The sequence below is a fragment of the Rufibacter sp. LB8 genome (assembly GCF_014876185.1).
Lineage (GTDB): Bacteria > Bacteroidota > Bacteroidia > Cytophagales > Hymenobacteraceae > Nibribacter.
This window is the reverse complement of sequence record NZ_JADALJ010000001.1, coordinates 4,463,266-4,487,301: the sequence shown is the minus strand read 5'-3', so window position 1 is coordinate 4,487,301 and position 24,036 is coordinate 4,463,266. Positions and strand designations below refer to the sequence as shown.

Annotated in this window: 15 protein-coding genes; 9 read left to right on the top strand and 6 right to left on the bottom strand. The window is 51.9% G+C overall.

Annotated elements, in window-relative coordinates; all coding sequences use genetic code 11:
- The first annotated feature begins 41 nt into the window (after nt 1-41).
- The 3 genes from IMY23_RS18735 (at nt 42) to IMY23_RS18725 (ending at nt 4,472) form a co-directional block, all read left to right on the top strand.
- Nucleotides 42-533 (top strand): hypothetical protein, encoded by a 492-nt coding sequence (locus IMY23_RS18735; protein ID WP_192823544.1) that lies wholly within the window; start codon nt 42-44, stop codon nt 531-533.
- A 220-nt stretch (nt 534-753) separates the two neighbouring features.
- Entirely contained in the window at nt 754-1,050 is a 297-nt protein-coding gene (locus IMY23_RS18730; RefSeq protein WP_192823543.1) for a hypothetical protein, read from the top strand.
- Nucleotides 1,051-1,742: 692 nt separating this feature from the next.
- Nucleotides 1,743-4,472, top strand: coding sequence for a pectinesterase family protein (locus IMY23_RS18725; RefSeq protein WP_192823542.1), 2,730 nt, complete (start codon nt 1,743-1,745; stop codon nt 4,470-4,472).
- Nucleotides 4,473-4,581: 109 nt separating this feature from the next.
- Here the strand turns inward: IMY23_RS18725 and surE are convergent, their stop codons facing one another.
- Nucleotides 4,582-5,415 carry a 5'/3'-nucleotidase SurE gene (surE, locus tag IMY23_RS18720; protein WP_192823541.1) on the bottom strand — a complete coding sequence of 278 codons (834 nt, stop codon included), beginning with the start codon at nt 5,413-5,415 and terminating at the stop codon, nt 4,582-4,584.
- Between the two features lie 132 nt (nt 5,416-5,547).
- On the opposite strand from surE, the gene IMY23_RS18715 reads away from it, so the two are divergent.
- On the top strand, nt 5,548-6,261 hold the full coding sequence (locus IMY23_RS18715; RefSeq protein ID WP_192823540.1) for a hypothetical protein: 714 nt from the start codon (nt 5,548-5,550) through the stop codon (nt 6,259-6,261).
- Between the two features lie 231 nt (nt 6,262-6,492).
- Here the strand turns inward: IMY23_RS18715 and IMY23_RS18710 are convergent, their stop codons facing one another.
- Nucleotides 6,493-7,305 (bottom strand): pentapeptide repeat-containing protein, encoded by an 813-nt coding sequence (locus tag IMY23_RS18710; RefSeq protein ID WP_192823539.1) that lies wholly within the window; start codon nt 7,303-7,305, stop codon nt 6,493-6,495.
- A gap of 470 nt (nt 7,306-7,775) precedes the next feature.
- Between IMY23_RS18710 and IMY23_RS18705 the strand changes: the two genes are divergently transcribed.
- The 4 genes from IMY23_RS18705 (at nt 7,776) to IMY23_RS18690 (ending at nt 17,094) form a co-directional block, all read left to right on the top strand.
- Nucleotides 7,776-10,331, top strand: coding sequence for a TonB-dependent receptor domain-containing protein (locus tag IMY23_RS18705; RefSeq protein ID WP_192823538.1), 2,556 nt, complete (start codon nt 7,776-7,778; stop codon nt 10,329-10,331).
- A gap of 260 nt (nt 10,332-10,591) precedes the next feature.
- Entirely contained in the window at nt 10,592-11,488 is an 897-nt protein-coding gene (locus IMY23_RS18700; RefSeq protein WP_192823537.1) for a carboxypeptidase-like regulatory domain-containing protein, read from the top strand.
- 287 nt (nt 11,489-11,775) lie between these two features.
- A complete protein-coding gene (locus tag IMY23_RS18695; protein WP_192823536.1) occupies nt 11,776-14,313 on the top strand; it encodes an outer membrane beta-barrel family protein in 2,538 nt (845 codons plus the stop codon).
- A gap of 438 nt (nt 14,314-14,751) precedes the next feature.
- Entirely contained in the window at nt 14,752-17,094 is a 2,343-nt protein-coding gene (locus tag IMY23_RS18690; protein ID WP_192823535.1) for a TonB-dependent receptor domain-containing protein, read from the top strand.
- A 79-nt stretch (nt 17,095-17,173) separates the two neighbouring features.
- Here the strand turns inward: IMY23_RS18690 and IMY23_RS18685 are convergent, their stop codons facing one another.
- Nucleotides 17,174-17,803 (bottom strand): HD domain-containing protein, encoded by a 630-nt coding sequence (locus IMY23_RS18685; RefSeq protein ID WP_192823534.1) that lies wholly within the window; start codon nt 17,801-17,803, stop codon nt 17,174-17,176.
- Between the two features lie 153 nt (nt 17,804-17,956).
- Here IMY23_RS18685 and IMY23_RS18680 point away from each other — a divergent pair, with 153 nt between their 5' ends.
- On the top strand, nt 17,957-19,363 hold the full coding sequence (locus IMY23_RS18680) for a T9SS type A sorting domain-containing protein (RefSeq protein ID WP_192823533.1): 1,407 nt from the start codon (nt 17,957-17,959) through the stop codon (nt 19,361-19,363).
- A 92-nt stretch (nt 19,364-19,455) separates the two neighbouring features.
- On the opposite strand, the gene nadE is transcribed toward IMY23_RS18680, so the two are convergent.
- The 3 genes from nadE to fabF all read right to left on the bottom strand — a co-directional run bounded on the left by nadE (nt 19,456) and on the right by fabF (nt 24,027).
- Nucleotides 19,456-21,315: an NAD(+) synthase gene (nadE, locus tag IMY23_RS18675; RefSeq protein ID WP_192823532.1), complete on the bottom strand. Its 1,860-nt coding sequence runs from the start codon at nt 21,313-21,315 to the stop codon at nt 19,456-19,458.
- 703 nt (nt 21,316-22,018) lie between these two features.
- Nucleotides 22,019-22,771, bottom strand: a complete 753-nt coding sequence (gene rnc, locus IMY23_RS18670) for a ribonuclease III (protein WP_225986551.1) — start codon at nt 22,769-22,771, stop codon at nt 22,019-22,021.
- A 2-nt stretch (nt 22,772-22,773) separates the two neighbouring features.
- Nucleotides 22,774-24,027, bottom strand: a complete 1,254-nt coding sequence (fabF, locus tag IMY23_RS18665; protein ID WP_192823531.1) for a beta-ketoacyl-ACP synthase II — start codon at nt 24,025-24,027, stop codon at nt 22,774-22,776.
- Between the last annotated feature and the right edge of the window lie 9 nt (nt 24,028-24,036).

Below are 24,036 nucleotides of genomic sequence, written 5' to 3'. Positions count from 1 at the left end.
GTGGCCCGCTGCTTATTTCTCTAACCCATACCCAACCCTTTATGAAACACTTTTTACTAACGCTGGCGGTTTTGCTGGTCACCTTTTCCGATGCCTCGGCCCAAACGCTTTCCAAAGAACCGTTGAGCGTGCGGTCCACCTTTGGCAGCGTGATGGTGACCCAAGGCGACAAAACCCTGAACCTGAACGAGGCTTCCCAAGCATTCGCCTCCCATGAGCCTGCCCTGCAGGAATTCAGGAAAGCGAAGACCAACAACACCTGGGCCACCATTATGGGCGGCATTGGCGGCGCGTTAGTAGGCTGGCCAGTCGGGGCGGCTCTGGCCGGTGGCGAGGCCAACTGGACACTGGCGGGCGTGGGAGCCGGCTTTATTGGCATCTCCATTCCGTTTACCGTGAAAGCCAACAAGCAAACCCGCAACGCCGTGAACCTCTACAACACCGCCGCCGCCAGCACTTTGGTGAAACCGGCTAAAATTCAGTACCAATTCAAAGCCACGGGCACGGGCCTGGGCTTCGCGTTGAATTTCTAGTTGTCTCGCTTGGTTTTCGCCGGGCGTGATTCTCAAGCTCCCCTCCGTTTTCGGGCTCATTTTCAGAAATGAGCCCAAAAACGGAAGGGAGTTTTTGTTTGCTGGAAATCAGGGTGCGATTTTCGGAATCTAAAATTTTACCATCCCTTGATAAAGTAAACTAAAATAAGCCTACCTTTGGTTTACGATACCTCAAACCCCTTATTTATAGCAATATTCTATGAAGCGTTTTTTCAAAAAAGCGATTACGCCTTTTCTGCCGTCGTATGAAGTGGTGTGTACTACCTATCAAATCATTCCGGGGCTGCCCATCACCAAGAAACTGACCAAGCATGCCTTTGACAAAGGAGCTTCCAAAGACGCCAAAGATTTCTTCGGGAAAGTGGTAGCCTCTGACCTGACCAGAAAGTTAGCGCCGGTAGAAGTGCATTTAAAAGTAGCGGGCCTCACCATCAAGAAAGCCCATTTTGGCCCGGTACAAAACCTCAAGAAAAAAATGATTGCGGCTCAAAGCTAAGCCCTTCCATTCTCAGATATAAACGCCCGCCTGCCTTACCGCAAGCGGGCGTTTCTGTGTGCAGAGGTTTGTTATATTCCTGTAGTGGTTTACCTCGTCTGCCTTGCTTCCGTTTTTGGCTTCGTTTTCAGAAATGAGCCCCAAAACGCAAAAGGTACTCCTACCTGTAATCTCCAATATTCAGCGTGTACTTGCCCAAAAGAACAGATGTTCTCAAAAGCGCATAATAGTAGAACTATAGACTTTGTCACAGAATAAGATATTTGTTTACCGGTGAACAAAATCGCAAAATCCATCTCCTAAACCTTGCGCATTCTGCCGGGTTTGAAATTTTTTAGCCCAAAACAGAAAATTTTTCAAATTATTATCTCGCGCTATTCCTTCAATTTTGCGCATTTATCCGCGCTAATTTAATTCGGCAAGCAAAAGCATCGCCCCTGGTTAAATCCTATCTGAAACACAAAATATAGAGCCTTGTGCAACCGTTGGCATAACTTTGTCTTATTTTGGTTTCTGATGCACTTCTGTGGCTCACGTAAGTCCATGGAGTCTTTGCGCAATCGATTGTGCAACAAATGCAATTTCTGGCCCTCTCCCTGCCTTGCTTCCGCTTGCTTTTCTATCTCTTAAACAATACTTTAGAAGATCGTTTTCATTTAAAAACTACAAATTCAACCACCTAACAGCACGCTATGCAAAACTTTACGCAACTCTTTAAGGGCTTCCCACTGCTCTTGTTTCTGCTCCTGAGCCTGGGCGCCGTGGCCAACCCTACCGCCGACATTGTGGTGGCTCTGGACGGCAGCGGCAACTTCACCAAGATTCAGGATGCCATCAACGCCGTGCCCTCCAACAGCGAGCGCCGCACGGTCATCTACATCAAGCGCGGCTTGTACAACACTGAGAAACTCATAGTGCCCGGTGACAAGAAAAACCTCACGCTCCTGGGCGAGAGCCGCGAGCAAACCATCATCAGTTACCACATTTATGACTGCGCCACCGGCAAGTGCCCCACCGCTGATGCCGCCAAATGGATTGGGGAGAACATCAGGACCTCGGCCACGCTTACCATTGCCGGTGACGGTTTCAGGGCAGAGAACTTAACGGTGCAGAACACCGCGGGTCCGGTGGGCCAGGCGCAGGCCATTACCGTGACCAGCGACAAGAACGTGTTCATTAACTGTAACTTTCTAGGCTACCAAGACACTATTTACCTTTGGCAGCCCAAGCGCAGTTACTTTGAGGGTTGCCTTATTATGGGCCGTACAGACTATATCTATGGCAGCGGCATTGCCTGGTTTGAGCGCTGCGAAATCAGAAGCTGGGGCGGCGGCTGGATTACGGCTCCCTCGCACCCCAGAACCCAAACCTACGGCTACGTCTTCAACAACAGCCGCCTCACCTATGCCACCAACAGCCCCCGCGCCGGAGATGACGGCGTGAAGTTCAGATTGGGCCGCCCTTGGCATGAATACCCGCACGTGGTCTGGATGAATTCTGAATTCTCTGACATGGTGCACCCAGAAGGCTGGGGCGACAAATGGAGCATGGATTACGCAGACACCAGCCCAGACTTAAAACTCTACGAGTACAACAACACCGGCCCCGGAGCCAGCATGGCGGGCCGGGCTAACTGGATAGGTTTGCGGGCCATTACCGCCCAGGAAGCTACAAATTATACCATTCAGAAAGTGATGGGCGGCGCAGACAACTGGGACCCAACAGCGCAGGCCCCGGCCGTGCAATCGTTTGTCTGGACGGGTGCCGCTGCTACAAAAGGCTGGATGGAAGCCGCCAACTGGAACCCCAACGGCGTGCCTGCCGTGGCAGAGGCTGCCACCGTGAGCGGCACCCATGAGATACAGGCAACGGGCGGTACTTTTCTGGCAGATTTGACTTTGCAGAATGGCGCTACTTTTAATGTGACTGCCAACAGCACCGTAACCTACCTGGCCATTGGCAACGCCACTCTCACCAACAACGCAGACGTAACGCTGGGCGGTAAAATCTCCACCAAGGAAGTAAACAAATTCACCGGCTCTAATACACTTACCCTCAGCGCCCAACTCACCGGCGTACATGAATTCAGCAAAGAAGGCACCGGCAAAGTGGTGTTAACCGGAGACAACAGCAACTTCTCGGGCAACTGGGTGATCAAAGCTGGCACGCTAGAGGCCAACGCCGCCAATGCCCTGGGCAAAGGGGCCATCTCTGTGCAGAACGGCGCAACGCTCACTATTGGCAACAGCAGCGCCTTTCAGCCGAGGTCTGCCCTGCGGGTGGTAGCCGGGTCTGCGCTGGTGTTAAACGCCGATGTGACCTTGAGTGAGTTCTTTATTGACAACGTAATGCAGCCCATGGGCGAGTACACCGCTGCCACCAACTCTTCGTTGATCAGCGGCACCGGCAAAATTATTGTGGGCAGACCCAGCACGTTCAACTTTGTGGGTGGCAGCAATGGCAACTGGGATGTGCCCGCGCACTTTTCGCCGCAACTAATGCCGGAGGCCGGCGAAACCGTGTTGGTCAACCGCGAAATAGAGACCACCGGCACCGTGTTCCCGGCCAAGCTGATCCTCCAGAGTGCTGGTAACTTACGCATGCGCGGCGCCCATTCCGCCACCGGCGAAATTGAGTTCCTGACCGGTTCCAGAATTTCCTACGCCACTAGCAACGCTCTGTTCTCTTTGAATGCACCGGTAACCGTGACCGGCGACATGCTGGTACAGATCAACAGCAGCAGCACCGCAGTGGGCGGCCATCAGTTCCATTTGCTGGGCATGACCAAGGGCGCTGGCAAAATGACCATCTACAACACCCGGGGCACGCCCGCCACCACCGCCAACATGCTACTGAAAGGTGACAACAGCGCGTTCACCGGCACCTGGGACCTGACCCGCGCCAACGGCGTGGCTGAGTCTGTCACCAAACTGGTGGGCGAAAGCGCCAATTCCTTCGGGAACGGGAAAATAGCTGTGGGTGCTAACAACGTAGTCATCTTCGCGCATGAGAAAGCCGCCGGCGAGAACCTGGACCTCACCGTTTCTGGCTCCGGCAAAGTAATCCTGAACACTGCCCTTAAAGTGACCAACTTCACCTTGAACGGCACAGACATGGCCGAAGGCACTTATTCTGCCACCACCCACCCCGCTTTTATGGAAGGTACCGGCTCTATTATTGTGTCCAAAACCGTGACTTCGTCTAAAGCTGAGCTGGAGAAAAAACCAGTGCGCGTGGTGGAGAAAACCTTGCTGGTAGACGGTGCCCGCTCTGCGGTGACCATTTACACCATCAATGGCAGAGTGTTAGTGAAAGAAACCAGCAGCAAAACCATCTCTTTGAACGGTTACGCACCCGGTCTGTACATTGCCCGCTACCTGGTAGACGGCAAAGGCGGTTCCGTGAAAATCCTGGTGAAATAAACTTTTTTTCGATTTGCCCCATTAAAAAAAGCCGGACTGAGGAGTCCGGCTTTTTTGTGTTTATAGATTGTGTTTTTGGCTCCGTTTCCAGAAATGAGCCAGAAAACGCCTAGCCTTCCTGTGCGCCGCTTTCTAGGTTCTTGGAGCCTTTAGTGGGTTTGGCGCTGGGGTTCAGGTTCCAGTCATTGTTGAGCAGCGTGATGGCGTGGTTGGCGGTCATGTCAAACTGGCAAGGCACCACGCTCACGTAGTTCTGGGCCAGGGCGGCCTCGTCGGTGTCTTCGCCTTTGTCATGGTTCACGAAGCTGCCGGTGAGCCAGAAATACACGCGGCCGCGCGGGTCTTTGCGTTCGTCAAACTCTTCTTCCCATTTGGCGCGGGCCTGCCGGCAGACTTTGATGCCCGCAATGGGCTGGCTAGATTTCTTGGGGAAGTTCACGTTCAGGGCCACGCCGGGCGGTACGCCGTGCTCCAGGGCTTGCCGCGTAATGCGCTCCACAAATTCTTCGGTATGCGAAAAATCAATGTCATGGCCGTAGTCACAGAGCGAAAACCCGATGGCCGGCAACCCCTCAATGGCCGCCTCTATGGCCGCCGACATGGTGCCCGAGTACAACACGCTGATGCTGGAATTGGAGCCGTGGTTGATGCCGCTCACCACCAGATCGGGCTTCCGGTCTTTGAGCACGTGGTGCTTGGCCAGTTTCACGCAGTCGGCGGGGGTGCCGGAACATTCGTAGGCCTCCAGGTCTGGGAACGCCAGGGACCGGTCCAGCCGGAGCGTGTTGCCAATGGTGATGGCGTGCCCCATCCCCGACTGCGGCCCGTCTGGGGCCACAATCACCACTTCGCCAATGCGGCGCATGACTTTCACTAACGTATGGATGCCCGGCGCGGTGATGCCGTCATCATTAGAAACCAGGATTAAGGGCTTTTTTGGCATGGTGGGTACACTTGTTTTGGGGTGAAATTACCTTGTATACGCGCCATAGCCAAACATTATCCTGCAACTTGCTCCCAAGCCCTTGCGTTATGGGTGGAATACCTGTACCATTGCGCCTGAATTCTGCCTTCTATGAAAATACCCGCTCTCTTTTTCTGCTGCCTGCTGGCCCTGGCCAGTTGCAACCAGAAAGAAACCAATGACCAAGCCGCCACAGAATCTAAACTGGAAGAAGCCGCCGCCGAGGTCTATGACGAAACCGTGGAGAAAACATCGCCCAACCCAGACAGTGCCGGTTCCACCGCAGACCCCACGCTAGACGAAGGCCTGCCCGGCGCCACGTCCACGGCTTCTACCCCGCCCTCGGCCACCAACCCGCTGTTCAACCTCACGCTGCACAAAGGCCAGGCCGGCGCCGTGACCATTGGCATGACCATTGACAAAGTGCGCGAGCTCTATGGCCTCAACAAAGTGCAGGAAATCCAGCTGAGCCAGGAAGGCATGACCACCACCGCCTATGAACTGCTGGGCGAGCGCCGCCGCCCCGACCTGCGCCTGGAGCAGGAATGCACCGGCACCGCCTGCAAAGTATCACGCATCACAGTTCTGAACCCCGCATTCAAAACCCCTGAGGGCGTGGGCATTGGCAGCACCTTCGGCACGGTGAAAGAGGCGTTTCAGGTCAGCAGCGTGGGCATTGGCGAAGACAATTTTGTGGCCATCGTGAAAAACCAGAACATGAGTTTCATCCTGGACATGAGTGCCATTCCGTCTAGCCGCTGGACCAAACTCAAAGTGAAAGACATTCCGCCGGCCACGCCGGTGATAGGTATTTTGATTTATTAATTCTTCTGAGATTTAAGCATTAAAAACGCTCCGCTGACATACCAGCGGAGCGTTTTTGGTTTAAGGTGCGCGGTTCTGTTTTAGGGCTCATTTCAGGAAATGAAGCCGAAAACGGAAACCGTAGAGACCAGGCACCGCCTTGTCACCCACGCATTGCCCATGCATTCCAAAAAACTCCCCTCCTGTTGTAGGAGGGGCCGGGGGTGGTCCAACAAATTCCAGATAGGGCCGCTACCTGACTTTCTCCTTCCTGGCAGCGTCTTTGAAAGGCGAATCTTTCATTTTGGTGTATTTAATGTCACGGCCGGCGTGGAAGGCGGTGCCTTGCCAGTCGGTTTTGCCGGCGAAGTTGGCGTATTTGAAATCGGCGAGGCCGGAAAACTGGGCCGTGCTGAAGTCGGCGCCCTGCGGGAAATGGGCATATTTAAAGCTGGCTTCCTGGCGGAACACCGCGTTCTGGAACAGGGCTTCCTGCGGAAATTTCGTGTATTTAAAAATGGCCATGCCCTCAAAGGCAGTGTTGCTGAAATCGGTGGACTGGCTGAACTTGGTGTACTTGAAAAGCGCTTCTTTCTTGAACGAACTGCCCGCAAAGGAGACCTGGTCTTTGAACTCGGCGTACTTGAAGGCGGCCTCGGCGGTGAACACGCATTTCTCAAACCGAACTTCCTTGTTAAAAACGGTATTGTACACTTCGTTCAGGCTCTTGCCGGTTTCGGTCAGGCTTTTGTCGCGCAGGTTGTCTGGGTTGAAATAGGCCAGTACGTTGCCCGTGAAAGTGCAGTTCTTAAAGCTGATGGGCGCCGTAACCGTACTGATGAATTCCTTGCTGTTGTATGTGTTGGTGCCGGGCTTGTCTGGCTTGAGGGCCATGTTCTGCAACTTGGTGAGGTCCAGGTTACCGGTGATGGTGGCGTTCTGGTAAGACACGGCCTCGCCTTTGTTGATCTTGGCCAGAATCTCAGCGGCGGTGACGGTGGTTTGGGCCTGCGCTAAAAAAGGCAGCAGCGCCAGCAGGAAAAAGCATGTCAGAAATCGGTTCATAGGGGTTGATGGTTGTGTTTACAAAGGTGTGCGGAAGAATTTTTTCCGGAGGGCACTCCGTCCGAATTTCTTCCTTCTACTTCAAAGACTACGCAGCTTGGTAAACGTTGCAGCGCCTTCAAAATTAATTGGCTGTTTTCGGCTTCGTTTCTGGAAATGAGCCCGAAAACGGAGTAGAAACAATTCCATTTCCCACAAAAATTCTTACCCAGATTTTTGCCGGCTAAATAAAAAACAAACGGGGCATTACGCGGTTGTAAGCCCAATTGAGGCAGGTAGCAGCGGGCATTTGTTAACGTTATGTTAAAAAGATTCTTTTTTGGGGGTGGTCTGTAATATTACCAAATGGGCTTCTACTAATGCTCCAACTGAAGCCAGACAGGGCCCACCCGCACGTTGTTGACCGGTACACGTGCGCTGGGTTGTGGCCTGGGAGAACCTTCAGATTAAGCCTTACCCTAACCCAACCCATGAAAAAACTTCTTCTTGTCACTTTGTTAAGTTGTGCTGGCACTGCTCCGCTTTGGGCACAAGCCCCGGCCAGCACTGCCCCGGCCGTGTCTGCGCAGCAAGGCATCGGCCGAATCTCCGGCGTAGTGGTAGATTCCACGTCGGCCAAACCGGTAGAATTCGCGACTATTGCTTTGATCCATACCGCCACCGGCAAAACCGTAGATGGCACCGTCACCGATGACAAGGGCCGTTTCTCGTTGAGCCGCGTGGCCAACGGCAGCTATACGCTCAACATCAGCTTTATTGGCTATGAGACCAAGAACCTGCGCCAGGTAACCGTATCTGCAGATGACCAGAACGTGAATCTGAACCGTATTTCATTGGCCAGTTCTCAGACAAGATTGCAGGAAGTGACGGTGGTGGGCGAAAAACCCTTGATTGAAGATAAAGTGGACCGCCTGGTGTACAATGCCGAAAAAGACATCACCAACGCCGGGGGAACCGCCGCCGACGTGATGCAGAAAGTTCCTTCGGTGTCACTGGACCAGGACGGCAACATTCAGTTGCGCGGTAGCGCCAACGTTCGGGTACTCATCAACGGCAAACCGTCTACCATGATGGCCGGCAGCGTGGCCGATGCCCTGAAGCAAATTCCGGCAGACGTGATTAAGAACGTGGAAGTGATCACCAGCCCCGGTGCCAAGTATGACGCCGAAGGCACCGCCGGTATCATCAACATTGTGACCAAGAAAAACAGCCTGCAGGGCATAACCGGGGCCGTTACCTTGACCGGCGGAACCCGCGCCAGTAACGGCAACGCCAATCTGGGCATAAAACAAGGCAAACTGGGCGTGAACGTGAATGCTGGGGTGAACAGGTTCTATAGCAAGGGCGCCATGGACATCACCCAGATCAACCAGGCCGACATCAAAGACAACCCCAACACCCCGCAGGAAGAAGGCGACAACCCCAACACGTCTGTGGTGGAGAAAGAAAGAAGAGCCTTGAACAACATTTCCCAGCTGGGCACCAGCGCGGTTGACGGTATGTTTGGGTTTGGGCAGTTGGGGCTGGACTATGACCTCAATGAGAAAAATAGCCTGGCCGCCGGCATACGGGTGAACACGGGCCAGTTCAAGATGCGTTCTCACCAACTGTCAAACACTACGCAAGCTGACCAGAACGAAGGCCGCACGCTTTTCACCACGCCCCGGCAGGTAGACCAATACAACCTGTCCATGAAAAACAACAACCAGCGCCTGAGCATGGACCTGAATCTGGACTTTACCCACCAGTTCAAGAAACCGCAGCAGGAACTGACCTTACTGGCACTCTACAGCCAAACCGACCAAGACAACGAAGTGAACCAGACCCGCTATAACTTAGAAGGCGGCCTGCGTTCCATCACGCTCAATGAAAACGAAGGCTTCAATGAAGAAATGACGTTTCAGGCAGATTACGCGCACCCCATGCCCAAGAATACCTTGCTGGAGGTGGGCGCCAAAGGCATTCTGCGAGACGTGTCCAGTAAATCGCTTTACAATGGCATAGACTTGAACAGCGCCTTTTCTTATGACCAAGACGTGCTGGCCACGTACCTGTCTTATGGCTTCAACCTGAACAAAAAAACGCAGGTGCGCTTTGGAGGCCGGTATGAGTACACAGACGTGGCCGGTGACTTTGTGAACCCAGCCCAGGATTTCACCACCAACTATGACAACTTCATTCCCAACATTACGCTGGCCTATGATTTAAAACCCAACATGAAACTGCGCACCACCTTTACCCAGCGCATTCAGCGGCCTCAGCTGTTTTACCTGAACCCGTACCGTCAACAGCAGGGCCCTAACCTGGTGGTGTTTGGTAACCCAAGGCTAGACGCTGAACTCACAGATGCCTATGAGTTGAACTACAGCACTTTTTTCAAAACTACTTCTTTGAACGTGTCTGCCTATATGCGCGTCACAGACAATGCCATTGAGAGCGTTTCTGAGGTGATTAGAGATACCACATTTGTCACGTTCAACAACATTGCCAAAAACAAAACCTACGGTATGAGTTTCTCTGGTTCCACCAAGCCCATCAACGCCTGGAACATCAATGGAAACGTGAACGTGTACTATGTGGAACTGAACGCGCCGTTTGCGTCAAACTCCGGGCTTATGTACAACATCAACGTGAGCTCGGGCTATACATTTGGCAAAGGGCTGAGCGCGCAATTCTCCGGCGGGTTCAACTCAGACCGAATCCAGTTGCAGGGCAAAGCCTCTTCGTTCTCGTACCACAACCTGGCCATCAGAAAAGAGCTGTTTGAGAAGAAAGGCGCCATCAGTCTGGGCATGGACAACCCGTTCAGGAGAGCCATCAGGTTTGAGAACGAGCTGGCCGGCAACAATCAAACCACGGGCCTGCCTTTCAGAACCGAGTCTTTGGTAACGCAGTACAACCGCGGCTTTAGGCTGTCGTTTGAATACCGCTTCGGGAAGATGCAGCAGCAAGGTCCGCCCAAGCGCAGAAAATCCATCAAGAATGATGACGCCAAGCAAGGCGATGGGAACGGCGGCGTGCAATAAGCACCTCACCTAAATGCAAGGAAAGGGCGATGGCTGAAAAGCGGTCTCCCTTTTTTTTGTGCCGCCCGTTTTCGGCTTCATTTCCAGAAATGAGCCCAAAAACGGGAAAGGCACTTATCTTTAAATAGTGATTTGAAAATATAGTGGTCGGCTATATACAATACGCGGCAGATCCTTCCCGTTAGAACCACAACACCGCAGGGGCAGGCAGAGGCGATCAACAATTTTGATGTAAAACTTCGCTTTTAATTCTCTGTTGCATGGCCTTCCCCCTTGTCTTCTCTTTTCTGGTTACCAGCTGGCTGGCCTTCTTTCCATCACTTTCTACTCCGCCCGCCGCACAAGCCATTACCATCTCAGGCCTGGTGGTTTCCAGTGACAACCAGACACCCGTGGCCTACGCCAGCGTGGGTCTTATGAATGCCTCTACCGGTACTATCTGCAGTTCTTCAGGTGAATTCAGTTTGGCTATTCCGGCGGGCCAACAAGACAAAATGGTACGCTTCTCCGCCATCGGGTTTGAGCCGAAAGACATGAACGTGGAAGACCTGCACCAACAGGCCCTGGTGAGCAAGCCCCTCAAAATCACCTTAACCAGTAAGCCGGTAGCGTTGGCTGAGGTGGAAGTAAACCCCAAGAACTGGGAAACCAAACAGATTGGCGGCACCCTGGAGCCAGACACGTATTTCTCGCACAGCTTTATTATCATGCCCCGCCCCCTGGCTGCCAACCTGGGCCGCGAAATCGGCATTCACATCAACAACGGTAAAAAGCAATCACTGCTGAGCAAACTCAATTTCTGCCTCAGGTCTAATAGATATGACATGGTTAAATTCAGGCTGAACGTGTACGTCCTGCAAAACGGGAAGCCCGGGGACAACCTCTTGAAGCAAGCCATCTACGTGACCGTGCGCGACCAAAAAACCGGCTGGATGAACGTGGACCTGGAACCTTATGACATTTACGTGGAGCAGGACTTCGTCATTTCGCTGGAGTGGATTGACGCGCTGCCCAAGACGCATTCCCTAAGTTTGACCATTCCGGCCTCCATGCCCGGGTTCCAGACGGCGTATCACAAAGATGCCAGCCAGAGCAAATGGAGCAAGATTCCGGCGGCGGGCATGGGCATGAACGTAGAATTGCTCCGCGCCAAATAATTGTACTTAACCGTCTGAAAGATATAGTTTACCTTTGTTGTAAGTACCTCAGAACTTCAGCTACTAATCTAACAGCCACCCGTAGTATTTGCCAGGTGGCGGTTGTACTTCCTTCTACTTTTACCACCAGTGACCCAGATGTCCGTTTTTGCCTTCATTTCTGAAAACGAGCCCGAAAACGGAAACCTTTTGCCCCAATCCTCTGCACAAGATGCGCCTGGCGGCGAACGCAACTCCTTGAATTTTAAATCTATACACTAATTTATTCCACTTCTTCAAACCCTTTCATGCGTCTTTTATCAATTTTAGCCTTTTGCCTGCTTTGGGCAAACACCACGCTTCTGGCTCAGAACCCTTCGCCTGTCTCCGCCCCCACCGCCGCGCCTTCTGTGGCCAGCGTACAGCAGCGCGGCACCGGTAAAATTGCGGGCCTGGTACTGGATTCCACCAACTCCAAGCCCGTTGAATTCGCCACTATTTCTTTGATAAGCGTGGCCACCGGCAAACCCGTGGACGGCACCGTGACCGATGACCGCGGACGTTTCACGTTGAACCGTGTGGGCTTCGGGAGTTACACCTTGTCGGTGAGTTTTATTGGCTATGAAACCATGACCCGCAAAGCCTTCACGCTCTCAGAGAAAGACGCCGATGTGGAATTGGGCCGGTTGCTGCTCAAGCCCATCTTGAACAAGCTGCAGGAAGTGACCGTGGTGGGTGAGAAACCGCTGGTGGAAGACAAAGTGGACCGCATGGTCTACAACGCCGAGCAGGACATCACCAACATTGGCGGCAACGCCTCTGACGTGCTCAAGAAAGTACCAAGCCTCACGGTTGATATTGACGGAAATGTGCAGCTGCGCGGAAGTTCCAATGTGCGGGTGCTCATCAACAACAAACCGTCCAGCATTATGGCCAACAGCGTGGCAGACGCGTTGCGGCAGATTCCCTCAGACATGATTAAAAGCGTGGAAGTGATCACCAGCCCTTCTGCCAAATATGACGCCGAAGGCACCGCCGGGATCATCAACATCATTACTAAGAAGAACACCATGTACGGCGTGAACGGCAGCGTGGCATTGTCTGGCGGCAACAGAAACGCCAACGGCAATGCCAACGTGAACGTGCGCAGAGGCAAGATTGGGTTCACCGCTAACCTGGGCACGCACCAGCAATACAACAACAAAGGCGAAAACATACTGGAGAGGTCCAATCTCCCTAATGCCAGCAATGAGGCTTTCCTGAACACGCTTCGGCAGGAAGGACGATTTGACAGACAGGGCGGCGGCATTTTTGGGCAGTTTGGTTTTGACGCAGACCTAGACTCCAGCAACTCCATCAATGCGGGCATCAATGTCTACCAGGGGCAGTTCAACAACAATGGCTTTCAATCAAGCGTAACCACCTTCCGGAATGATGCCAGCCGCAACCAGAGCATTTACACCAACTCTGAGAACCGCAACAAGCACAACTCCCTGGACCTGAACATGGGCTACACCCACATCTTCAAACCGCAGCAGGAACTGGCGGTGCTGGGCCAATGGACCAACGGAAAGATGAACATTCTGTCTAACCAAGACATTTACCAGGACCAGAATGACTTGATAGACAACCTGGTGCGCAACACCAACACCGGCTTTAACCGCGAGATGACCTACCAGGTAGACTACACGCATCCGTTCAAGAACAAAACGCTGCTGGAAGTGGGCACCAAAGCCATCCTTCGGCACGCCGAAAGTGACGCCCAGTACCGCACCCTCAATGGCAGCACTAACCAGGAAACGAGTAGGGACGCAAACGCCTTCGCCTATGACCAGGATGTGTATGCCACCTACGCCTCTTACGGGTTCAAACTTCTTAAAAATTACCAGGTAAAGTCTGGCGTGCGTTTTGAGTACACAGACTTGCAGGCCAACTACATTGCCCCGGTCATGCCATCGTTCAAAGACAACTACAACAACTTGATTCCCAACGTCATGATTTCGCGCTCCTTTAAATCACAGACGTTTAGGGCGGGTTACACGCAGCGTATTCAGCGGCCGCAGATCTGGTACCTGAACCCGTTTGTGAACACGCAGGACAACATCAACTACAACTTCGGGAACCCAGAATTATCGCCTGAACTCACGCACTCTTATGAAGTGGGCTACAGCAATTACTTCAAGACCAGCTCTGTGAACGTGTCTCTGTACTGGCGCCAGACCAACAATGCCATTGAAAACGTGCGCACGTTGGTAGATGATGCAAATGTGCAGCCAAACGCCCCGGAAGAATACCTCCGGAGATCGGGCAATTCTTACACCACTTTCTTTAACATTGGAAAGAACGCCACCTACGGCCTTAGCTTCTCGGGCAACACCAAACCAATGCCCAAATGGAACATTGGCGGAAGCCTGAACCTGAACTACATTGACCTGACAAGCACCATCCAGAGCAACGCCGCGTGGCAGTACAGCTTCAACGTGAACACGGGCTATGACTTCGGGAAAAACCTGGCGTTACAGGCGTTTGGCTCATACAGCTCGCCAAGGCCCAGCATTCAGGGCAAGTTCTCGGGCTTTTACTATTCGAGCGTGAGCGTGAAGAAAGATTTCTGGGAGAAGAAAGGCAGCCTGAGCGTGGGCATAGACAATCCGTTCTCGGAGTCCATTAAGTTTACTTCTGAGCTGGCGAACGACAATTTCATCCAGAACACGGAGAACTACAACTTCAACCGGAACGTGCGCGTGAGCTTTTCTTACCGCTTCGGGAAGGTGGAAATGGGCCAGCAGCCCCGCCGTAAGAAGTCCATCAAAAATGATGACGCCAAAGCCGGTGAAGCCAACTAAATCCTAATCATGTATAGATGAAGGAGCACCCCAAAAAGGTGCTCTTTTTTTGTGCCCTGTTTTCGGGCTCATTTCTGAAAATGAAGCCAAAAACGGCAACTACTGCTCCTCGGCGCTGGACAATAGCATAGCATTTTTTAAAAGAGCACTGATTTTTCACTCCTGTTTTCGGCCTTATTTTCAAAACAGAGCAGATAAACGAAAAAATTTAAAAACGGAGGCAACCGATTTTAGTTGACTTTCATCTAGCAAGTACCAAGGCAGAAAGTAAGGCAACACGCACGAGGAATAAAGTGGCTGTCACGGGTAAAAATCTGAACCACAACTTAGACACCTATTCTACACCATCATATTTCTCTGTCAATCATGCGGTTATCTTTACTAACTCTTCTCTTTTTCTTCTTTTGTTCTTTTTCTGTAGCAGCGCAGGCTACTTCCGTGCTTAAGTCTGGTCAAATTTCTGGCATGGTGCAGGATTCTTCTTCCTCCAAAGCGGTGCAGTTCGCCACGGTTTCTTTGCTAAACGCTGCTACTGGCAAACCCGTGAACGGCACTATTACAGATGAAACCGGCGCGTTCTCGTTTTCCGGAGTTGGGTTCGGCACGTACAAATTGGCTATCAGTTTTCTGGGGTATGACACCAAAACACTGCCCGCCTTCACGCTTTCGCAAGAAAACAAAACGGTGAAAATAGGGACCATTAGATTAGCCAACAGCGCCACCAAACTGCAGGAAGTGACCGTGGTGGCCCAGAAACCTTTGATTGAAGACAAAGGCGATAAACTGGTCTACAACGCCGAGCATGACCTCACCAATGAAGGAACCTCGGCCTCAGATGTGCTCCGCAAAGTGCCCTCGGTGACCGTTGACGCAGATGGCAACGTGCAGCTGCGCGGCAGTTCTAACCTGTTGGTCTTGATGAACGGCAAACCTTCCAGCATTCTGGCGAACAACCTGGCCGAGGCCCTCAAGCAAATCCCCGCTGACATTATCAAAAGCATTGAAGTGATCACCAGCCCCAGCGCCAAATATGACGCCGAAGGCTCGGCGGGGATCATCAACATCATCACCAAGAAAAACACGTTGCAGGGCCTGAACGGAAAGGTGTCTGTGACGGGCAGTAACCGCGGGCGCTACGCCAACGGCAGCCTGAACGCCCGCAAAGGCAAAGTGGGCGTGACCACCAACCTGAGCTTTTACAGCAATAACAACCGCCGGGTATCTTACACCGCCCGTGAAAACGTGCTTCGGCAGGAAGGCGACGGCCATGAATTGAACGACGGCGCCTACGGCAAAGTAAACCTTGATTTCGACCCCGACACGTTGAACACGTTTACCCTGGGCCTGGCGGTTTTTGGCAGTGATTACCGCGCCACCCGTCGGCAATTTACCCAACTGGGTACTTCCCTCACTAACTATGACATGGTCAACAACTGGAACAATATTGGGCTGGATGCCAACTTCGGGTACACGCACACGTTCAAACCCAAGCAGGAACTTTCTGTGCTGGCGCAGCGCAACCAGGGCCGCGGCCATGACAACTATGACAACGCGCAGTTCAGCGCCGAGGGAGGTTTTATGAACCGGCTTATCAATGATAACAAGGCGCCCAACCAAACCCAGACCTACCAACTGGACTACACCCAAACGTTTGCCAATGACAGCAAGCTGGAAGTAGGCCTTAAAACCATTCTGCGCGAGGCCAGCAGCAATGCCCTCTACCACATTCACCGGGCCGGCAAGGCAGATTCTCTGGCCGTGAGCAACTTTGACTTTGACCAGGATGTGTATGCCGCCTATTTGATGTACGGGTTCAAGCTAGGCAAGCATTACCAGTTCAACCTGGGCTCGCGGTATGAACGTACGCACACGGCAGGCCTTTTCCTGAACACCATGAAAGGCAAAACCGAATTGCAGCAGAGCACCTTCAGAACTAATTACCAGAACTTCATTCCCAGCTTCACTGTCTCACGGGCGTTCAAAGAAATACATACCGTGCGGGCCAGCTACACGCAGCGTATTCAAAGGCCGCAGATTTGGTCTCTGAACCCCTTTGAGCAGATGGACGAGTCTACCAATTACTACAAAGGCAACCCAGAACTGGACCCAGAACTGACGCACGCCGTGGAATTGGGCTATAGCACCTATTTTAAAACGTCTTCCCTCAACGCGGCCGTTTTTTACCGCCAGACAGATAACGCCGTGCAGCAATTAAGCCAGGAAATGGGTCTGGTGCCGGGCACCAACATTCCGGTGATCAGGACCATGCCCGTGAACATTGGCGAAAACAAAGTCTACGGCGTTAGTCTGTCTGGTTCAACCAAACCCCTGCCCAAATGGAGCATTAGCCCCAACCTGATTCTGAGCCATGTGCAGTACGCCGGCCCGGGCATTTCCAGCGCGGGCACGCAGTACAGCCTGAGTTTGAACACCAGCTATGACTTTGCCAAAGGCCTGACCACCCAGTTCAACGGAAACTACAATTCGGCGGCCAGAACGGCGCAGGGCAGCTTTGGGTCCAACTATTTCTACACGTTTGCCCTGCGCAAGAAACTGATGAACGACAAAGCCATGCTGACGGCCAGCGTGAGCAATCCCTTCGCCCGGAACATCAGGTTCTCCTCCTCCATCAACACCGATGCCTTTTCTCAGGAAACCGTGCATTACGCCAGGGCCAGACGGGTGAGTTTGAGTTTCAGCTACAGCTTCGGGAAGATGGAAGCCAGCCAGCGCCAGAAGAAAACCATCCAGAACGATGATGCCCTGAGCGGCGGAAAGTAAAAAACATTGATTGGCAGTTCCCGTTTTCGGGCTCATTTCTGAAATTGAGCACGAAAACGGGAATTCGGTTTACTGAGAATTAGGTCGTTTCATAATCCAGCGGTTCGTTTCGGCGGGCTTCTTCCAGGGCGTAGAGGGCTTTCTGCACTTCATAGCAGGCCAACAGGTACAGCTTGAACGGCTGGGCGTTTTTGAGCACTTCCAGAATGGCCACTATCTCGGGTATGTACACCTTGGCGAAGGACAGGTCATGGGCGGTGATGTCTCTGGTGTTGTCAATAATGTCACAGAGTTTGATGGTCTGCGCCCGCGCTGAGGTTTTGGCAATGCGCTCACGCTCCATTTCCTTGCGGCGCTTTCTATTGTAGCCCGGCGCCTGCGTCTTGGTGAACTGGTCGGTGAGGTCTATGACTAGTTGCAGCACTTCCTGGGGTTTTACGTGGGTGCCCTGGCAGGTATCTTCCAGAAAGGTTTGCATTTCGGCTTCGGTAACGGGCGTGTCTTCCAGCACGTCATGCAGCAGCGCCGCCATGACCATGCCGGTGGTGCCGCCGAAGGCCATCACGCTCTGGGCCACGCGCTCCAGGTGCCGCACGTAGGGCTCTTGCAGGTATTTTCGGCGCTGCTCCGCGTGTGCCTGCACGGCAAAACGCCAGGCTTTTCGTTCCAGGTCATTAAACGCCAAGGGGCATTCCAAGTCTTCTTCCATGGGCTAGGTTTTGGTTTCTGAACGCCAACGCGTTTTGGTGCCTGTTTACGGAAATGAGCCCGAAAACGCTTCCTTTATTTTGCTAACTGTTTGGGGGTCAGGTATTCTTTCGTTACCTTTCACGAGAATACCATATTTTATACCGCCTTGAATATGAAAAGACTGCTACCCTTGCTTTTACTCCTACTTCCATTGGTTAGCCAAGCGCAGCAAAGCTGGAGCCGCGTGGTGCCCAATATACAAGTTCCCTTAAAGTTACTACCCACACAAGATGGCGGTTTTGTGGTGCTGGGGCGAAACACATATGACCTAAATTATTTAGCCAAATTCAACGCCAAAGGTGATTTTCTCTGGTCAAAAGCGCTTGCAGTACCTGCCAACATGGACCATACTAGCATAAACCAGTTAAATGAAACCAAGAATGGTGACATTTGGCTTCTTGGTAATGCGTACGAAGGACATTTCGGCAATAATAGAACGTCTTATAAATATACCCAGCGCATGAGTGGCTTGGGCACAGACACTATTTATACCAAATACTTTGGGGCCAATGACACAATTGATGTACAACAATTATTCAGAGCCCCAGAAGGAGACCAAATCATAGGGTTTTCTTGGGCAAACCGTAACAGCTGCGTGCATTGTGCTTACCAAGCCCTTACTTTTTACAATGAACAGAATTCAGCTTTCACCAAATATATACATGGCATAGCGCAAACAGTAGGGCACTGGTCAGGAACATCACCTGAAGACGGACCTCCCACATTCACTCTTGGCCCTGGTGGTGAAATGTTTATAAGCTATTTTTATCAGAATGGCATTACGCCAGATACATACAGGTCTTTCTTTGTACTTAATAAATTAGACAAAGACGAAAAAACAAGTAGTTGCATTGGAAAATATATTTCGTCAGCTCCAAATGGCAATGTGCTGGTTTTAAATGAGAAGGGTGAAATAGCGCTGCACGACAAAGAGTTGAAATTCATCAAAGTATTGCCAGGAAGCTTTTATCCGCTTGCACAGAATGAAAGCATAATGCAAACAATGCCTTCACAGGATGGTGGACTTCTGGTTCTAGGTTCATTTAAGTGGCCCAACAGTAATAAGCTTTTCCTGATGAAGTTGGATATAGAAGGAAATATTATTTGGAAGGTTTATTATTCTGAAGATACTTACAACTTCTATGACATGAAAGAAACGGCAGATGGGGGTATTGTTTTTCTAACTAGAGGAAATGACAATAACTTGAGATTAGTCAAAACTGACAACCAAGGCTTAATTCTGGGCAGCAATGAGACCTTAGAAAAAACCACTATCGGCGTAACACTGTATCCCAATCCTTCCAACGGAAATTTAGTCACGCTCGCCTTTGCCAAAAGCTTTACGGGCACCATTCACCTGCAAGATAAAATAGGGAAACGCTTACTCACCAAGGAAGTAACCACAACCCAATCCCATGTCTTGGAATTACCGCCAGCAATTACCGCCGGCGTGTATTTTCTGCAAGTCAAAGATGCTGCCAGCGGAAGAACCCAAACGGTACGCTTCCTGAAAAACTAAATTCCCGTTTTCGGGCCCATTTCTGAAAATGAGCCCGAAAACGGGAATTTTCCATCATTTTCAAATCTCTAAATCTTCACATCTTCAAATTATTACCGCAGTTCACTTAACTCCTGCCTATAGCCGCCGCTTAAGATGGGGAACCGCAGCCAGCTGCGCGGGTCTACGTTGTAATCGTCCAGGTGGAAGGCCGGGGCGTAGCGTTCGCGTTTCCATTGGTTGCGGCTCCAGAGCGAGAAAAACCGCTGGATGTACAATTGCAGTTCCGCGTCTGGATGCGTGCCTTTCAGTTTGGTGAACACTTCCTGCGGCGATAATCTGTCATAGAAAGCCAGCCGTTCAATCTGGTTCAGGAGCGGGTACGGCATCAGGTCCTTTTCATCGGTCTGGGCATTTTCCAGGGGTCTGAGTTCGGCACTGGGTTGCAGATTGTTCACGTATTGCAGGCCTTCATAACCCAGTTCCAGCTGCGCCCAAATGAGCCACTGCCTGATAAACGACTTGTCAACGCCCGCAATAGGCGAAATACTGCCTGCCGTGTCGCCGTCCATGGTGGCGTAGCCCACGCTGGCCTCTGAGCGGTTAGAAGTGGCCAATAATAACGAATTGGAGAGGTTAGCCAGCATCCAGATACCGGGAGCGCGCACGCGGGCTTGTATGTTTTGCAAGGTCACATCATCGGTTTGCCAAGTCAAGGGCCGCCCGATGGCTTTTTCAATCTTGCTCTGGTAGCTGGTCACTTCCTGGTCAATGGTCCAGTTGTAAAAGACGGCCCCAATTGACTTGGCCAGTTCCTGCGCCGACCGGAACGTGTCATCTGACGAATTAACGGTGCCCTGGTACGCGGTGATAAGCAACTTACCCACCAAGGCGTTTCGGAGCTCATTTCCGGAATGGAGGCCAAAAACGGAAACTTCCTCCGGCGTGAGGCAATTGGTCTTGCGCACGAATTCCTGCAGGCCAATCTCTTCCACGGCCCGTTTCACCATCTCAGCTACCAAGACCGCGCACACAGAAGAATCGGCGCCACCGCTTAAAGACAAAACAAAGCCCCGGCTTTTGCTTTTGCGCAGGTAATCAAACAGGGCCAGCGTGACGGCGGCAATGAACTCGCGGTTCTCGTCAACGGGCGGCAAAGTTGGCACCGGCACCACCGGCAAAGGCGTCTCAAACGAAACATCGGCACATTCCATGTCCACGTCCTTGAAAGAAAGCAGCACGTTGCGGTGAATAAGGTTTCCGTTCTGGGCTACTATGATTTCGCCGTCGTAGATCATCTTGCCCGCTTCATTGCCCAGAAGGTTCACATACAGATAGGCGCATTCAAACTGCCGGGAGGCATCTACCACCAGGTGGTACCGCACATCGGTTTTGCTCATGGCGAAGTGGCTGGCGCTGGGGTTGATGATCAGTTGCACGCCCTTGGGTTTGTGCCGATACGCCGGCCGGTGCTCGTTGCGCCACGCGTCTTCGCAGATCTCAAACGCGAATTTCACGCCCTGGTAGTCATAGATGATATCGCCCACTTGGTAGGTTTGGCCTAGCATCTCAAATTCCTGCACCGTATCTGGCACCCAGGAACTGAACCAGCGCGTCTCATAATGCACACCATCATTGGCCAGAAACTGCTTAGCCGTAAAACCCACAATTTGGCGGTCATTGATCACACAGGCCGTGTTGTAGGTGATGTTGTTGATTCTTAGCGGCAAGCCCACGCACACAATAATCCCTTCGCACCACTCCTTGATTTCCTGCAGCTTCTCAAAACACGTCACACTTAGCCAATCACTCAGAAACAGATCTTCACAGCCGTAGCCACAGATGCTCATCTCGGGCAAACAGAGAATCTCCACCTTGGCGGCCTTGGCCTGCTCAATAGCGGTTTTTATGTTGCGAAGGTTATTCTCCCAGTCTAGGGGCGTTTGGTTGAGGGCGGCACCGGCGAGTTTCATAGGGTAGGTTGTGGTTTAGTATTTTCTAACGCAGAAGGAGGCTGCAAGTTAGAATCTGGCATATTCGGCAAGTAAGCCAAAAACGCGCACGCACAAAACTAAGAAGCGCTGGGTAAGAACCAAGGGAATTACCAAATGGAAACGTAGGAAGCCCACTCCGTTTTCGGCCTCATTTATGGAAATGAAGCCGAAAAACGGGGTTTGGCTGAGACACTCGTAGGAGCTTCGCGCACTACGAGGTCTTTTGAGCTGGCGACTGATGGGACCTAATCCGTAGAGACAAGGCAATGCCTTGTCTCTACTACCACGCCAAACTTGCAGCAGAGAAAGAAGCTAAAATTAGGAAAGCTGTTATTCAAGGATTCTAAGAGAAGAAGAAAGAAATTCTGCTCTTTCGGATTTACCAATCCGAAAGTAGTCTGTCTGGGATTTAAAAATCCCCGGCACTAGCATTTCCAGAAGCCGCAGTACGGGATTAGGAAATCCCGACAGAGTGAATCGGGATTAGAAATCCCGATTAGCGTTAATATTTTGTAGAAAGTCTCAGAAGTAACTCCCGCGCCATTGCATGGATTAGCCTGAACTGAATGCATAATTATTCCTCCTATTTAGAGGAAGGAATAACTAAAAGTAAAAGGATTTAACACGAAAAGAAATACCCGTTTTTCCCCTCATTTCCAGAAACGAGCCCGAAAACAGAAAACTACACCAAATTGATGCCTTTGGATTTGAGCACGTCCATGCTTTTTTCGGCGGCGGCTTGTTCAGCTTTTTTCTTGGAGAGCCCGGCGCCAGTGGCAATGATGTCATTGTCCACCACCACGGCGGCGGTAAACTCGGTGACGCTACCAGATTGCTTCTGGCCTACAATCTCAAACCTGATGCTGCGGTTCTGGCCTTGGGCCCATTCAATCAGTTTGCTTTTGAAGTTGCTGGTGGTGGTGGTGAGCTGGTGCAGGTCAAAGTGCGGTTTCACCAGTTTCTTCAAGATAAAGTCTTTGGTGTCTTTGTAGCCTTTGTCTAAATACACGGCGCCTACCAGGGCTTCCAGCGCATTGCCGTTGATGAACTTGTGCCGGTTCACGCCAGAGGCGCTGTCCACTTTCACTAGGGAATTCAAGCCCACTTTAACAGCCAGGCTATTGAGTGACTCGCGGTTCACCATGCGGGACCGGATCTCTGTCAGGAAACCTTCGTCTTTGTAGGGGTATTTCTTGAAAAGGTATTCGGCAATCACCGAACCCAATATAGCATCACCCAGAAACTCCAGGCGCTCATTGGTTTCCTGGTTGCCATTGAGGTTCTGGCGCACGAATGACGTGTGCGTAAACGCCAGTTGGTACAGGTGCAGGTTGTCTGGCGCCATGCCCGTAATGCGGGTGATGGCGGTAACAAAGGCCTTGTCTTTGTAGAAGAATTTATGGAACGCGCGTAAGACCGGTCTGATCGGGCTCAAAACTACTCACTGAACTTTTTGAAGATCACAGAGGTGTTGTGTCCGCCAAACCCAAAGGTGTTGCTCATAGCCAAGGTCACTTCGCGCTGCTGCGCTTTGTTGAAGGTGAAGTTCAATTTTGGGTTGAACTGATCATCATCTGTGAAGTGATTGATGGTAGGAGGCACAATGCCGTTCTGGATAGACAGAATAGACGCCACCGCTTCAATGGCCCCGGCAGCACCCAACAAGTGGCCGGTCATGGATTTGGTGGAACTGATGTTCAGGTTGTAGGCATGCTCCCCGAAGACCTGCTCAATGGCTTTGGCCTCGCCCACATCACCAAGTGGTGTAGAAGTACCATGCACGTTGATGTAGTCAATTTCCTCGGGTTTCACTTTGGCGTCTTTGAGCACGTTCATCATCACGTTGCGGGCGCCCAACCCTTCTGGGTGCGGCGCGGTGATGTGGTACGCGTCGGCAGACATGCCGCCGCCAATCAGCTCAGCGTAGATTTTAGCGCCACGGGCCTTGGCATGCTCGTATTCCTCCAGCACAATGGCCGCGGCACCTTCGCCTAACACAAAACCGTCACGGTCTTTGTCAAATGGCCGGCTAGCAGTTTCTGCAGCATCATTGCGCTCAGAAAGGGCTTTCAGGGCGTTGAAACCACCTACACCGGCTTCGGTGACGGCTGCTTCAGAACCACCGCTCACCACAATGTCCACCATGCCCAACCTGATGTAGTTGAACGAGTCAATAAGGGCGTTGGTGGCAGAGGCACAGGCAGACACGGTCACAAAGTTTGGTCCTCTGAAACCGTGTTTAATGGAAATATGACCAGCGCTGATGTCGGCTATCATCTTCGGGATGAAGAACGGGTTAAACCGCGGGGTGCCGTCACCGCGGCCAAAAGCTACGCATTCTTCCTGAAAGGTGCGTAGACCGCCAATACCAGAGCCCCAGATTACGCCAATGCGGTCCTTGTCCAGCGACGGGTCCAGCAGGTTGGCGTCTTCTACGGCTTGGTCGGCTACAATCACAGCAAACTGCGTAAAGAGGTCCATTTTGCGGGCCTCTTTACGGTCAAAGTATTGCTCAGGATCATACCCTTTTACTTCGCAGGCAAATTGGGTCTTAAACTTTGAGGCATCAAAGCGGGTAATTGGCGCGGCGCCGCTTACTCCATTGATTAGGCCGTCCCAGTATTCAGAAACGGTTTTCCCCAGTGGGGTAATAGCACCAAGGCCAGTTACTACAACTCTCTTAAGCTCCATACGCTGCTA